The 14,045-nt window shown below is 70.7% G+C and carries 13 protein-coding genes; 8 read left to right on the forward strand and 5 right to left on the reverse strand.

Annotated features, from left to right (window positions below; genetic code table 11):
• Window positions 1-99 precede the first annotated feature (99 nt).
• Window positions 100-1,620: an MFS transporter gene (locus tag AC07O4_RS17885; protein WP_495305254.1), complete on the reverse strand. Its 1,521-nt coding sequence runs from the start codon at window positions 1,618-1,620 to the stop codon at window positions 100-102.
• Between the two features lie 125 nt (window positions 1,621-1,745).
• Between AC07O4_RS17885 and AC07O4_RS17890 the strand changes: the two genes are divergently transcribed.
• The 3 genes from AC07O4_RS17890 to AC07O4_RS17900 are packed head-to-tail and all read left to right on the forward strand — an operon-like array spanning window position 1,746 to window position 3,285.
• Complete coding sequence (locus AC07O4_RS17890) at window positions 1,746-2,648, forward strand: LysR family transcriptional regulator (protein ID WP_495305255.1); 903 nt, start codon at window positions 1,746-1,748, stop codon at window positions 2,646-2,648.
• A 44-nt stretch (window positions 2,649-2,692) separates the two neighbouring features.
• The gene (locus AC07O4_RS17895; RefSeq protein ID WP_495305256.1) at window positions 2,693-2,965 is read left to right on the forward strand and encodes a type II toxin-antitoxin system Phd/YefM family antitoxin; all 273 of its coding nucleotides are present in this window, start codon (window positions 2,693-2,695) and stop codon (window positions 2,963-2,965) included.
• Window positions 2,962-3,285 (forward strand): type II toxin-antitoxin system RelE/ParE family toxin, encoded by a 324-nt coding sequence (locus tag AC07O4_RS17900; protein ID WP_070061493.1) that lies wholly within the window; start codon window positions 2,962-2,964, stop codon window positions 3,283-3,285. Before AC07O4_RS17895 ends, AC07O4_RS17900 begins: the two co-directional genes overlap by 4 nt.
• A 39-nt stretch (window positions 3,286-3,324) precedes the next feature.
• Here the strand turns inward: AC07O4_RS17900 and AC07O4_RS17905 are convergent, their stop codons facing one another.
• From AC07O4_RS17905 to selD, 3 genes are all read right to left on the reverse strand, one after another.
• A complete protein-coding gene (locus tag AC07O4_RS17905; RefSeq protein WP_492734204.1) occupies window positions 3,325-4,791 on the reverse strand; it encodes an AAA family ATPase in 1,467 nt (488 codons plus the stop codon).
• A gap of 106 nt (window positions 4,792-4,897) precedes the next feature.
• Window positions 4,898-7,414, reverse strand: a complete 2,517-nt coding sequence (locus AC07O4_RS17910) for an ABC transporter permease (protein ID WP_495305257.1) — start codon at window positions 7,412-7,414, stop codon at window positions 4,898-4,900.
• 157 nt (window positions 7,415-7,571) lie between these two features.
• Window positions 7,572-8,651 carry a selenide, water dikinase SelD gene (selD, locus tag AC07O4_RS17915; RefSeq protein WP_062469051.1) on the reverse strand — a complete coding sequence of 360 codons (1,080 nt, stop codon included), beginning with the start codon at window positions 8,649-8,651 and terminating at the stop codon, window positions 7,572-7,574.
• 111 nt (window positions 8,652-8,762) lie between these two features.
• Between selD and AC07O4_RS17920 the strand changes: the two genes are divergently transcribed.
• From AC07O4_RS17920 to mnmH, 5 genes are read left to right on the forward strand one after another with little or no spacing between them, the layout of a single operon-like run.
• A complete protein-coding gene (locus AC07O4_RS17920) occupies window positions 8,763-9,626 on the forward strand; it encodes a putative selenate ABC transporter substrate-binding protein (RefSeq protein WP_307586223.1) in 864 nt (287 codons plus the stop codon).
• Between the two features lie 13 nt (window positions 9,627-9,639).
• Window positions 9,640-10,464, forward strand: coding sequence for a phosphonate ABC transporter ATP-binding protein (locus tag AC07O4_RS17925; RefSeq protein WP_495305258.1), 825 nt, complete (start codon window positions 9,640-9,642; stop codon window positions 10,462-10,464).
• On the forward strand, window positions 10,461-11,297 hold the full coding sequence (locus tag AC07O4_RS17930) for a PhnE/PtxC family ABC transporter permease (protein ID WP_354343072.1): 837 nt from the start codon (window positions 10,461-10,463) through the stop codon (window positions 11,295-11,297). The genes AC07O4_RS17925 and AC07O4_RS17930 overlap by 4 nt, the downstream gene beginning before the upstream one ends.
• Window positions 11,294-12,091, forward strand: coding sequence for a phosphonate ABC transporter, permease protein PhnE (phnE, locus tag AC07O4_RS17935; RefSeq protein ID WP_307696223.1), 798 nt, complete (start codon window positions 11,294-11,296; stop codon window positions 12,089-12,091). Before AC07O4_RS17930 ends, phnE begins: the two co-directional genes overlap by 4 nt.
• 35 nt (window positions 12,092-12,126) lie before the next feature.
• Window positions 12,127-13,194 carry a tRNA 2-selenouridine(34) synthase MnmH gene (gene mnmH, locus AC07O4_RS17940; RefSeq protein WP_495305259.1) on the forward strand — a complete coding sequence of 356 codons (1,068 nt, stop codon included), beginning with the start codon at window positions 12,127-12,129 and terminating at the stop codon, window positions 13,192-13,194.
• Here mnmH and fdhD read toward each other — a convergent pair.
• Complete coding sequence (gene fdhD, locus AC07O4_RS17945; protein ID WP_307637133.1) at window positions 13,131-14,036, reverse strand: formate dehydrogenase accessory sulfurtransferase FdhD; 906 nt, start codon at window positions 14,034-14,036, stop codon at window positions 13,131-13,133. The genes mnmH and fdhD overlap by 64 nt on opposite strands.
• Between the last annotated feature and the right edge of the window lie 9 nt (window positions 14,037-14,045).

Below are 14,045 nucleotides of genomic sequence, written 5' to 3' on the forward strand. Positions count from 1 at the left end.
CACCATCTCGCACTCCGCTCCTGTTGATCGAGCGGGGATGCTGGCAACGACGCATGACGTGTCCATGAAAGCACCTCATCGGGTGCGGGGTGAGGCGCCTTACGCGTTCTGTCCGAGTGCTTCCGCGTGGCCTCGCGCGGACGCATCGCCGCGCAGGAATGCAAACACCACCACCACCGTCAGCACCGTCACGCCAGCCAGCACGCAGAGCAGCGTCCCGAACGCCACGCCATACGCGTGCAGCAGCCCCGCGCGGTCCATGCCCGGCAGCAAGGCCAGCGCCTGCGCCAGGTCGCCCGTCGCCACGCGCTGCGCCGCCTGCGACACCGCCACGGACGGAGGCGACGACGCCTTCAGCTGCAGCGCCACGAGGGCCGTGAGCCCCGCCCCCACCAGCGCCAGCGCGATGCCCTCCCCCGCGACGCGCACCGTGTTGAAGATGCCCGACGCCATGCCCGCCCGCTCGCGCGGCACCACGCTCACGGCCAGGCCGTCCATCAGCCCCCACGGCAGGCCGATGCCCGCGCCGATCAGCAGCAGCGGACCCACGAGCCCATGCAAGGGCGTGCCCGGCGCGCAGCGGGCGAGCCACACGAGCCCCGCCGCGCACACCAGCAGCCCCACGGCCGAGATCACGCCCGCCGAGAACCGGTGCGCGAGCCACGCGGCCAGCGTCGGCACGATGAGGATCGGCCCCGACAGCGCGAACATGAAGCCGCCCGCCTCCAGCGCGCTGCGCCCTTCGAGCCCGATGAAGCGGATCGGCAGCAGCACCAGCAGCACGACAAAGCCGTAGGCCGGCGCCGCGGCCAGCAGCTGCACGCCGACGAAGCGCGGAAAGCGGAACAGCGACAGGTCGAGCATCGGATGCGCCACGCGCCGCTCGATGGCGATGAAGGCCGCCCCCATGGCCAGCGCGCCGACCAACGCCACGAGCACCCACGGGCTGCCCCAGCCGCTGTCGGGCGCCTGCAGCACGCCCAGCGTGAGCAGGCTCAGCGCGGCCGTGAAGCTGAGCGTGCCCGGCACGTCCAGCCCCATCGCCTGCGGGTTGCGCGACTCGCGCATGCGCGGCGCGGCCAGGCACAGCGCGACGAGGCTCACGGCGCCGGGGCTCAGCATCACGGCGTGCCAGCCGACGGTGTCGGCCAGCCAGCCCGAGAGGATCGATCCGCACGACAGCCCCACGCCGAACGAGGTGCCGATGAGGCTGAACGCCCGCAGCCGCGCCGGCCCGTCGAACAGCTGCGCCAACGCCGCCGTGCCGGCCGCGAAGGCCGCCGCCGAACCCAGCCCCTGCACGGCGCGCGCGAGGTCGAAGGCGACGATGCCCGGCGCCAGCGTCAGCAGCGCGCTGCTCAGCGCCACCACCGCCAGGCCCAGCAGGAAGACGCGCTTGCGCCCGTACGCATCGGCCAGCGCGCCGGCCGCCATCAGCGTGGCGCCGAAGCTCAGCATGAAGGCGTTGGTGACCCAGTTGAGCTGCACCGGCGTGCCGCCCAGCGCGTCGCGGATCGCGGGCAGCACCACGGCCGGGCCGGTGAAGCTCAGCGGCATGCCGAGCGCGGCCAGGCAGACGGCGGCGAGCAGCCAGGCCTTGTGGGAATCGGAGGAAGACATCGGGGAGGCTTTCACGCGGGAGAAGGAAAAGGGAAATGCGTGAAGCGAAGATAAAAAGGATTCAATGAAACGAAAATGGGCCCTCAGCTCCTCACACTGCCAACCAAAGGTTGCCAATCAAGCCCATGGACAGCTTCAGCGGACTCGAATCCTTCGTGCGGGCGGCCGACCTGCAGAGCTTTGCGCGAGCGGGCCGCGACCTGGGCATCTCGGCCTCGGCCGTGGGCAAGAACGTCGCGCGGCTCGAGGCGCAGATGGGCGTGCGCCTGTTCCACCGCACCACGCGGCAGGTGCGGCTCACGGCCGAGGGCGCGATGTTCCATGAGCGCTGCCGCCGCATCCTCGACGAGCTCGGCGATGCGCGCGCCATGCTGCAGGACGCCGTCGCCACGCCGCGCGGCCGCCTGCGTGTGAGCCTGCCGACCATCGGCTACCGCTTTCTGCTGCCGATCCTGCCGGCGTTCAAGGCGCGCTTTCCCGAGATCGAACTCGACCTCGACTTCAACGACCGGCTGGTCGACGTGGTGGCCGAGGGTGTTGACGTGGCGATCCGCAGCGGCGAGCTGGTCGATTCACAGCTCGTGGCGCGCCGCCTCGGCCCGTTCAGCTTCGTGCTCGCCGCCTCGCCGGCGTACCTGGCACGGCACGGCGTGCCGCAGGTGCCGGCCGACCTCGCCCGCCACAGCTGCCTGCGCTACAAGTTCGTGACCGGCGGAAAGATCGAGGACTGGGACCTGCCCGGCCTGCCACCCCAGCTGCCGCCGGGCCTGGTCTGCAACAACATGGAAGCCATGCTGGGCGCCGCTGTCGCAGGACTGGGCATTGCCTACATGCCCGACTTCCTGGCGCGCGACGCACTGCGCCGCGGCGAGCTGCAGCGCGTGCTGGCCGCGCACCTCGTGCGGCAGGGGCAGTTCTCGGCGCTGTGGCCGTCGAGCCGGCAGCTGTCGCCGAAGGTGCGGGCGTTCGTGGACTTTGCGGGTGAGCACATGTTCAGGGACGATGGCTCGGAAACATCGAAAGACTGAATTCAGACCATAATCAGTCCGATCGACAACCGCAGGTGAACCCCATGAATTTCTCCACGCAGATCAAACCCATCAGCTATCTCAAGAGCCATGCCGCGGACATCGTGAAGACCCTCTCGGACACCCGCGAGCCTCTGGTCATCACACAGAACGGCGAGGCCAAGCTCGTGGTGATGGATGTCCGCTCCTTCGAAGAGCAGGAAGCGACCCTCGCGCTGCTGAAAGTGCTGGCACTCGGCAACCGCGAAATCGAACAGGGCCAATTCCGGTCCGCGGACGATGTGTTCGCCGATCTGGACCAAGAAGACGCCCCATGAAGGTGGTGTTCCTGCGGTCCGCCGAAGCCGACCTGAAGGACCTGAGGCGCTACCTGCTCAAGAACTTCGGCGCGGACACCTGGGCGGCGAGCTACGCAAAGATCAAGCAATCCGTCGCGATGATCGCAGCCCATCCCCAGGCAGGCCGCATTCCCGAGGAACTGGAAGACCTGAACGCGGCCCAGTACCGGCAGGTCATCTCAGGCATGAACCGCATCATCTACGAGGTGCGACTGGACACCGCCTACATCCACGTCGTCTGCGACACGCGCAGGGACCTGAAGGGCCTGCTCATGCGGCGCCTCGTTGGCGCCGTGTGAGCCCGATGCAGTACGCGGCCTGAGACGCCCGGCGTGCGACTACGCCGCCGCTTCCACCAGCTGACGCTCCGCCTGTTCGCCGACAGTCACGGCGGGTGCCTCGACAGGCGCCACGGGCTTCGCCTGGCTCAGCGCCAGCGCCACCTGCAACGGATACAGCGTGCGCACATCGCCCTCGGCCTTGTTGCTCACTGTCGTGCCGGCGGCCTCGCTCATGCGGGCCGTGCGCACCGCGTCGAGCCGGTGGGTCGGCACCATGAACGGCGAGTGCGTGGTGTAGAGGATCTGGTTGGCGAAATCGTGCTCCAGGTGCGCCAGCAGATCGGCCTGCGAATGCGCGTGCAGGTGCAGGCCGGGCTCGTCCAGCAGCAGGATCGCATCGGCCGCGCCCTTCGTGTCCGCGAAGAACGCGACGTAGAACGAGAAGAACCACTGGAAGCCGCGGCTGCGTTCGTCGAGGTTCACTTCCACCTCGTAGGCGGCGTTGGGGTCGGACACCAGCGTCTCCAGGTGTTGCCCATCGAGGTTGAAGCGGACCTTGAGTTCGCGGTCCTTCCACACGCGGCGGATTTCCGACGTGACGACCGAGCCGGCCCGGTTCACCAACTGATTGCGCGTCGCCAGGTCGTTCTTCGCCAGCAGGTCCTGCAGCTGCTGCGGGTCGAGCCCCGCCACCTGGCACAGCTTTTCGAAATTGCGTTCGCCCGCCGTGCGCTCGCCCCAGCCCTTGCGCGTGAGGTACTCGGCGATGTTCTGGCGGCCGGGCAGCGAGGCGTAGTCCTCGACGTAGATGAAGCGCGGCAGTTTCTCCAGCACCCAGGCGCGGGCGCGGGCCAGCGCGGGCTGGTCGTTGTCGATCGTGCGGGCCAGCTCTTCGAGCTCGGTCAGCATCTGCGCCTGCTTGTCGGCGATCTCGGCGCCGGCCGTGGCCAGTGCCTGGCGCAGCGCCTGCAGCGCCAGCAGCGCGCCGGCCGACCACTTGACGAAGTCGGGGCTCGGGATCATGGCGGCGTCGAAGGCGTCGGCCTCCTGTTCGAGCGCGGCCTTCAACTCGTCGGCCACCTTCTCGGCCGCGGCCTTCACGGCGGGCACGATCTTGCGCACCTTGGCCTTGATGTCGCTCACGTCGATCGACAGCGGGCCCAGGCCCTCGAAGCCGGTCGTGCGCGTGGCGCCGTAGCCGCGGCCGGCCGTGACCTGGCGCACGCCTGCCGCGCGCGGCAGGATGGCGGCGAGCGCCAGCTGTTCGGAGGCGTCCAGGTCCCAGCGCGTGTGCACCACCGGGGTGTCGTCGGTGCATTCGTCCAGGCGGCGGTGCCGCGGAAAGTCCTTGATGGGGCTGAGTGCCGTGAGCCCGTCGGTCGGGTTCAGGCTGTGCAACGCGCGCAGCAGGTTCGACTTGCCGCTGTCATTTCGGCCGAGGATCGCTGTGATCTGGGAGGAATCGATGGAGCCGCTGTCGTGGATCGAGCGATAGTTGGTGATCTGGAATGACGCCAAGCGCATGCAGGAATTTCTCTTCTGAATTGAATACGGGGCCGGGGAATGTATTGCATCCCCGGCCCCGTCCTGCCGATCGCGGAAGAAAAAAACTGTACGGGCCTGCCGTGCCCTACTCGGCCGCGCGCCGCAGCGTGTCGACCACCGGCCGGCGCAGCACATCGCGCAAGCCCCACCACCCCGCCGCCAGCGCGAGCACCGCACCGGCCAGCGCGCCCGCCACCGGCACGAGCGGCGACGCGGTCCAGGTGAACTCGAACACGTAGCGCGCGAGCCCCCAGCCGATCACCGAGGCCACGATGCTCGCGAGGAAGCCCGCCAGCAGGCCGACACCGATCAGTTCGGCGCGCTGCACCTGCCGCAGCAGGCTGGCGCGGGCACCCACGGCGCGCATCACGGCGAACTCGCGCGCACGCTCTTCGCGCGTGGCGGTGACGGCTGCGAACAGCACCACCAGCCCGGCCGCCAGCGTGAAGCCGAACAAAAACTCGACCGCGCGCACCACCTGATCGAGCACGCGCTGCACCTGGTTGATGGTGGCGCTCATGTCGACGTTGGTCACATTGGGGAAGCTGCGCACCAGCGCGTTGTCGAAGCCGCGCGTCTCGGGCGCGCGGAAGGCGCCCATGTAGGTCACGGGCACGTCGGCCAGCGAGGCCACGGTGTACATCACGAAGAAGTTGGCGTGCAGCGAGCCCCAGTCGACCTTGCGCAGCGAGGTGATGCGCGCGTCGTTCTGCATGCCGCCGATGTCGAAGCGCAGGGTGTCGCCAAGCTTCAGGCCCAGCGTCTCGGCCAGGCCTTCTTCCACGCTCACCTCGTTCTTCGCCTCGGGCGTCCAGGCGCCGGCGGTGACGCTGTTGTGCGCGGGCGCGGCGGTGCTGTTGCTCAGGTTGAACTCGCGGTCCACGAGGCGCTTGGCGCGGTCCTCGGTGTAGTCGTCGGGCGTCACGGGCTTGTCGTTGATCGCCACCAGCCGGCCGCGGATCATCGGGTACCAGTCGAACTTGGCGACGCCCGCGTCGCGCAGCGTCTTCTGGAACGCCTCGCTCTGCTCGGGCATCACGTTGATGACGAAGCGGTTGGGCGCATCGGGCGGCGTGGCCTTGCGCCAGCTCGCGACGAGGTCGGTGCGCAGCAGCACCAGCAGCACCAGCGCCAGCAGGCCCACCGCCAGCGCGCTGACCTGCACCACGGCGTAGGCCGGCCGTGCCGAGATCTGCCGCGTGGCCAGCACCAGCCAGCGCGGCGCGGTGGTTTCGTTGACGCTGCGACGCAGCACTTTCACCGCCAGCCAACTCAGCAGCGCGAACACGGCCACGGCACCGGCAAAGCCGCCGACCGCGATCAGGCCCAGCTTGATGTCGCTGCTGGCCGCCATCAGCAAGGCCGCGAAGCCCGCCACGCCGATGCCGAGCACGGCGAGCGACGCGGGCTTGAGCCCGCCCACGTCGCGGCGGATCACGCGCAGCGGCGGCACGCGCGCCAGCTGCAGCACCGGCGGCAGGCCGAAGGCGAACAGCAGCGTGAGCCCCATGCCCAGGCCGAAGGCCACGGGCCACAGCGTGGCGGCGGGCAATGCGGTCTCGACCAGCCCGGCCAGCAGCAGCACGAACACATAGTGGACGGCGAAGCCGATGGCCACGCCGATGGCGCTGGCCACGGTGCCGATCACGGCGAACTCGAAGGCGTAGGCCGCGGCGATGGTGCGCTGGCTCTGGCCCAGCACGCGCAGCATGGCGCAGTCGTCCAGGTGGCTGGCCGCGAAGCCGCGCGCGGCCAGCGCCACGGCCACGGCCGACAGCAGCGCCGCGAGCAGCGCGACCAGGCTCAGGAATTTCTCGGCGCGGTCCAGGGTCTGGCGCATCTCGGGCCGGCCGCCTTCGAAGGAATCGAGCCGCACGCCGCGCAGCTCGCCCTTCTTGATGGTGGCGTCGGCCCATTCGGTGAAGCGCTTCACGGCGGCGTCGTCGCCCGCCACGGCGTAGCGGTAGCCCACGCGGCTGGCCGGCTGCACGAGGCCGGTGCGCGCCACGTCGGCCTGGTTGAGCATCACGCGCGGCGAAAAACTCATGAAGCCCGCACCCCGGTCGGGCTCCAGCGTGATCACGCGGCCCACGCGCAGGCCGGTGTCGCCCAGCAGCAGCGTGTCGCCGACCTTCAGGCCCAGCGAGTCGAGCAGCGAGGCATCGACCCAGACCTCGCCCGACGCCGGCACGTCGCGCGTCACCGCGCCCGCGCCCTCGGCCGTGGTCGCCGTCTGCAGGTTGCCGCGCAGCGGGTAGCCCGGCGTCACGGCCTTCAGGGCCACGAGCTTGCTGGCCCCGCCCTGGGCGTCCTCGGCCCGCGCCATGGTGGGAAAGCCGAAGGTGCCGGTGCCCGCGAGGCCCAGCGACTTCGCCTGTGCAATGAAAGTTTCGGGCGTCGGGTTGTCGCTCACGACCACCGCGTCGCCGCCCAGCAGCTGGCGCGCGTCACGCTGCAGCCCGCCCTGCAATCGGTCGGCGAAGAAACCGACCGCCGTGAGCGCGGCCACGGCCAGCACCACGGCCACGATCAAGAGGCGCAGCTCGCCGGCGCGCAGGTCGCGCCAGAGCGTGCGCCAGCCAAGGCGAAGGGAAGCGTTCATGGCGCGAACGATAGCCGACGCCTACCGGCACCGGCGGACTCAAGGGTTATTGGAAAGGGCCGCGGGGTGTTGCCCGCTGCGCGGACCTGTCGCACGATGCGAAAAAACGAAGGAGCGCTTGTCGATGACGACCCCACCCGCCCGGTGGCGCCCCGGCTCAGGGCAACACGACGAGGCCCGGCGCGCCAGCTTCCACGCGGCCGATGACCGCCGCCTGCCCGAAGCCTTCGTTGCGGAAGATCTCCAGCACCGCCTCGACCGCCTCGGGCGCGCAGCTCACGAGCAGGCCGCCCGAGGTCTGCGGGTCGGTCATGAGCGCCTGCGCGGTGGCCGGCAGGCCTTCGTGCAACTGCACGTCGGCGCCGTAGCCCGCCCAGTTGCGGCCCGAGGCGCCGGTGACGAGCCCGCCACCGGCCATGGCGATCACGTTGTCGAGCAGCGGCACGCGCGACCACTCGACCACCGCCGCGAGCCCCGCGCCGCGCGCGAGTTCGAGCGCGTGGCCGGCCAGGCCGAAGCCGGTGACGTCGGTCAGCGCATGCACGCCGTCGAGCGCCGACAGCGCGATGCCGGGCGTGTTGAGCTTGGTCGTGTTCTCGATCAGCTGGCGGTAGCCGGCCTCGGACAGCTGCTGCTTCTTGAGCGCCGCCGACAGCACGCCCACGCCCAGCGGCTTGCCCAGCACCAGCACGTCGCCCGCCTGCGCATCGGCGTTGCGCCGCACGCGCTTGGGGTGCACCAGCCCCATCGCGACCAGCCCGTAGATCGGCTCGACCGAATCGATGGTGTGGCCGCCCGCAATGGGAATGCCGGCCGCGCGGCACACGTCCTGCCCGCCGCGCACGATCTCGGCGATGACTTCCACCGGCAGCTGGTTGATCGGCATGGCGACCAGCGCCAGCGCCATGATCGGGCGCCCGCCCATCGCGTAGACGTCGCTGATCGCGTTGGTCGCGGCGATGCGGCCGAACTCGTAGGGGTCGTCCACGATGGGCATGAAGAAATCGGTGGTGGCGATCAGCGCCTGCTCGTCGTTGAGCCGGTAGACTGCCGCGTCGTCGGCGGTCTCGATGCCGACCATGAGCTCGGGCGGAATCAGCCCGCCCGCATGGTTCTTGAGGATCTGCGACAGCACGCCCGGCGCGATCTTGCAGCCGCAGCCGCCCCCATGCGAGAAGCTGGTGAGCCGCAGCGGCGCCAACGGATTCAGGAGCTTGGAAGGTGCGGCTTCGATCATGGCGGCAGGTCGGTCGAATGGAACAAGCCGCGATTATCGAAGCCCGCACCGCCGCCTGCCCGAGTGCCCCGACACACCCTTTTCTTTTTCCACTGAACGCGTCATCACACCATGCAAACGAAACAAACCGTGTCCCGGCTCGCCCTCGCGCTGGCCCTGTCCCTCACCGCCGTGGGCGCCTTCGCCCAGGGCGTGCTGCGCGTGTCGGCCATTCCCGACGAGGCGCCCACCGAGCTGCAGCGCAAGTTCACGCCGCTGGGCGACTACCTGAAGAAGGAAACCGGGATGGACGTGCAGTTCACGCCCGTGACCGACTACGCCGCCGTGGTCGAGGGCCTGGCCACGAACAAGATCGACATGGCATGGCTGGGCGGCTTCACCTTCGTGCAGGCCCGCATCCGCACCAACGGTGGCGCGGTGCCGATCGTGCAGCGCGCGGAAGACGAGGTGTTCACCAGCAAGTTCATCGTGCCGATCGACAGCCCCGCCAAGACCCTGGCCGACCTGAAGGGCAAGACCTTCGCCTTCGGCGCGCCCTCGTCCACCTCGGGCAGCCTGATGCCGCGCTACTTCCTGCTGCAGGCCGGCATCAACCCCGAGAAGGACTTCAAGACCGTCGCGTTCTCGGGCGCGCACGACGCCACCGTGGCCTTCGTGGCCGCCTCGCGCGCCGAAGCGGGCGTGCTCAACGCCTCGGTGTGGGACAAGCTGGTCGAGGCCAAGAACCCCAACGCCGCCAAGGTGCGCGTGCTGGCCACCACGCCGACCTACTACGACTACAACTGGACCGTGCGCCCCGGCCTGGACGCCGCCGTGACGAAGAAGCTGACCGACGCCTTCCTGAAGCTCGACCCGGCCAACCCGGCGCACAAGGAGATCATGGCGCTGCAGCGCGCGAGCAAGTTCATTCCCACCAAGTCGTCGAACTACGACGGCATCGAGACGGCGGGCAAGTCGGCCGGCCTCATCAAGTGAGCGGAATGCGCGGATGAGTTTTTCGCTCGACGGCGTGGGCATGGTGCACCCCAACGGCCAGCGTGCGCTGGCCGGCGTGACGCTGGCCGCGCGCGACGGCGAGCGCATCGCCGTCATCGGGCCCTCGGGCGCGGGCAAGACCACGCTGCTGCGCGTGCTCGGCGCGGCGCTGCGGCCCGGCGAAGGCCAGGTGCAGGCGTTGGGCCAGCACCCGTGGCGGCTGCCGGCCCGTGCGCTCAAACAGCTGCGCGCGCGCATCGGCACCGTGCACCAGGCACCGCCGATCGCGCCGCGCCTGCGCGTGGTCACGGCCGTGCTCGCGGGCCGGCTCGGCCAGTGGTCGACGGCGCGTGCGCTGGGTTCGCTTTTCTATCCGTCCGACATCGCGGGCGCGCACGCGGCGCTGGCCCGGCTCGCACTCGAAGACCGGCTGTTCGACCGCTGCGACCGCCTCTCGGGCGGCCAGCTGCAGCGCGTGGGCATCGCGCGCGTGCTGTACCAGCGCCCCGCGCTGCTGCTGGCGGACGAGCCGGTGTCGGCGCTCGACCCCACGCTGGCGCACGCGGCCGTGGGCCAGCTGGTGGCGCAGAGCGAATCGACGGGCGCCACGCTGGTGGCGTCGCTGCACGCGGTCGACCTGGCGCTGCGCTGGTTCCCGCGCATCGTGGGCATGCGCGACGGGCAGGTCGCCTTCGACCTGCCGGCCGCGCAGGTGACGCCGGCGCTGCTCGAGGCACTCTATGCGAGCGAAGGCGGCGTGGCGACGCAAGGGCCGCTGCCTGTCGCGCCAGTGGCCGGCACCGCCGAGCCAGCCTTCCATCGGCCGGACTGCCCGTGACCGCAACACTCGCCCGCCCCGCCCTGCGCGATCCGCACGCGGGCCGCCGCCTGGCCGGCTGGCTCGCGGCACTGGCCGTTGCGTGGCCAATGCTCGCGCTCTCCGAATTCAAGCCCTGGGCGCTGTTCGGCAGCGGCAACCTCGCGGTCATCGGCGGCTTTCTTGCGGGCTTCTTTCCGCCCGACAGCTCGCCCGCGTTCCTCGCGCTGCTCGCCAAGGCCACGCTCGAGACGCTGGCCATGGCCACCGCCGGCACGGCCATGGCGCTGCTGATCGGCGCGCCGCTGGGCTTCGTGACCACGCGCGCGCTCTCCATCTCGCGCATCGGGCCCGGCCCCGGCCGCGTGCAGGCCGGCGTCGTCCGGCAGGCGGCGCGCTGGCTGCTGATGGTGCTGCGCGCCATTCCCGAGATCGTGTGGGCGCTGCTGTTCGTGCGCGCGCTCGGGCTCGGCCCCGCGGCCGGCGTGCTGGCGCTGGCCATCACCTACGGCGGCATGCTGGGCAAGGTCTACGCCGAGATCCTCGAATCGACCGACACGCGCCCCGCGCGCGCCCTGCTCGAAAGCGGCAGCGGCCGGCTCGCGGCGCTGTGCTACGGCCTGCTGCCGCACACCGCGCAGGAGCTGGCCTCGTACACCGTGTACCGCTGGGAATGCGCGGTGCGCGCCTCGGTGGTGATGGGCTTCGTGGGTGCGGGCGGCCTCGGGCAGCTCATGGACCAGTCGATGAAGATGCTCAACGGCGGCGAGGCCAGCAGCATCCTGCTGGTGTTCCTCGCGCTCGTGCTGCTGGCGGACATGCTGAGCAACGCGCTGCGAAAGCTCCTGGCATGACGACGCTGCCGCCACGCCCTCCTTTGTGCCTGCGCTGCTGGCTCGCCGTGGGGCTGATCGCCGCGGCCGTGGTCGCGAGCTTCGTCTACCTGGGCATCGACTACGGCGCGCTGGGCTCGGCCGAATCGCTCCGGCTCATGGGCAAGTTCATCGCCGAGTTCTTCCCGCCCGACGTGTCGCCCGAGTTCCTGGCCAAGGTCGGCCACGGCGCGCTGCAGACGCTGGCCGTGTCGGCGCTGGGCACCGTGCTGGCCGCCGTGGCGGGCGCCGTGCTCGCGCTGCCGGCGTCGGGGCGCATCGGCGGGCCGCTGCGCCACGGCGCGCGCTTCGTGCTCAACTTCCTGCGCAGCGTGCCCGAGCTGGTGTGGGCCGCGCTGATGGTGCTGGCCGCCGGCATCGGGCCGTTCGCGGGCGCGCTGGCGCTGTCGCTGCACACGACCGGCGTGCTCGGCCGTCTCTTTGCCGAAGCACTGGAGAACGCGCCGCGCGAGCCCGAGCAGGCGCTGGCGCTCTCGGGCGCCGGCCCGGTCGCCGCCTTCAGCTACGCCAGCCTGCCGATCGTGCTGCCGCAGTGGGTGGCCTACACGCTCTACCGCTGGGAAATGAACATCCGCATGGCGGCCGTGCTGGGCTTCGTGGGCGGCGGCGGGCTGGGCCAGCTGCTGTACTTCCACCTGTCGATCTTCCAGCAGCAGCAGGCGATGACGGTGCTGATCGCGATGTTCGTGCTGGTCACCTTTGTCGACTTGGCGAGTGCTCGCTTGCGAAAAGGCTTAGGTCCCGCCTACGCCTGAGTGGCCGACAATGGCGGCATGAGGTCCCTTCAGCCATGAGTCATCGCCAGCCCGTCCGGGTGGCGGACCGCCACGCCTTCGATTCGATCATCGACGCCCGCTCGCCCGCCGAGTTCGCGCTCGACCACATCCCCGGCGCCATCAACTGCCCCGTGCTCAACGACGAGGAGCGCCACATCGTCGGCACGGTCTACGTGCAGACCGGCGCCTTCGAGGCCCGCCGCATCGGCGGTGCGATGGTGGCGGCCAACATCGCGACGCACCTGCGCGACACGCTGGCCGACCGGCCCGAGAAGTGGAAGCCGCTGGTCTACTGCTGGCGCGGCGGCATGCGCAGCGGCTCGATGGTCACCTGGCTGCGGCTCGTGGGCTGGGACGCGCAGCAGCTCGCGGGCGGCTACAAGAGCTTTCGCCGGCACGTGATCTCGCAGCTCGACGCGCTGACGCCGCAGCTCGACCTGCGCGTGGTCTGCGGCGCCACCGGCAGCGCCAAGACGCGCGTGCTGCACGCGCTGGCCGAACGCGGCGCGCAGGTGCTCGACCTGGAAGCCTTCGCCAACCACAAGGGCTCGCTGCTCGGCGCGCTGCCGGGCGTGCCGCAGCCTTCGCAGAAGCACTTCGAGACGCGCATCGCGACCGTGCTCGAAGCCATCGACCTCGCGCGCCCGCTGTATGTCGAGGGCGAGAGCGTGCGCATCGGGCGGCTGTCGCTGCCGCTGTCGCTCGTGGCGCAGATGCGCGCCGCGCCGTGCATCGAGGTGGAGGCCACGCCCGAGGCGCGGCTGGCCTACCTGCTGCGCGACTACGCCTATCTGGGCGACGACCGCGCGGCGCTCGCCGAGAAGATGGGCGTGCTCAAGGAACTGCAGGGCAAGGAGACGGTGACGCGCTGGCAGCAGTGGGCGCACGAGGCCGACCTGCCGCACCTGTTCGCCGAGCTGATGTCGTTGCACTACGACCCGCACTACCAGAAGTCGCAGGAGACGCACTTTCGCGCGTGGGCAAAACGCCAGCGCGTGGGCGCGACCGACCTCTCGGATCAGGGCATCGAGGCCGTGGCCGACGCGGTGCTGGCGCTCGGCGCACCAAGCCCGTTGGCGTAAAGCACACCGCGCGGTGCGCGGCACAGCCCCCAGAACCGCAGGCCGCTGAGCTCGGCCATGCGCACGCCCATCGCGGTCGGCGCCGAGATGGTCGCCATCGCCGCGATGCCCAGGCGCGCGCACTTGCGCACCAGCTCATGGCTGCCGCGGCTGGACATCAGCACGAAGCCGGGCTCCTGCAGCCGATTCGCACGCGCCAGCGCGCCGAGCAGCTTGTCGAGCGCGTTGTGGCGGCCGACGTCTTCCATGAGGTCCGTGAGTTCGCCGTCGACCGTCGCCCAGGCCGCCGCGTGGATCGCGCCGGCTTCGGCGTTGAGCACCTGGCGCGGCGGCATGGCGGCGAAGGCGCGCAGCACGGTGGCCAGGTCGATGCGTTCGATCCAGTCGCGCGGCGGCACGCGCTGCGGCGACAGGTCGAGCCCCGCGAAGCTTTCGACGCCGCACACGCCGCAGCCGGTGCGGCCCGCGAGGCTGCGGCGGCGGTCCTTCAGGCGTTCGAAGCTGCGTGTGGACACTTCGAGCTGCACCTCGATGCCCGGCATGCCCTCGGGCAGGCCCGCATCGAGGGCCTCGACCGTTCGCACGTCGATGCCGCGGCAATCGGCGGCGCTGTCGAGGATGCCTTCGCTGAGCGCAAAGCCCAGCGCGAAGGCCTCGAGGTCTTGCGGCGTGGCCATCATCACTGCGTGCGAGACGCCGTTGAACACCAGCGCCACCGGCACCTCGGCGGCCAGCGTGTCGTCGCGCACCACGCCCTCGGGCGCGAGGCCGCGCTCGCCGAAGACGTGCACGGCATGCCGCGCGAGGGGCGGCAGGGCGTCGGGTTCGGGGGTGTCTGTCATGGCCGCGGC

The organism is Variovorax sp. GW821-FHT09D04 (assembly GCF_059416405.1).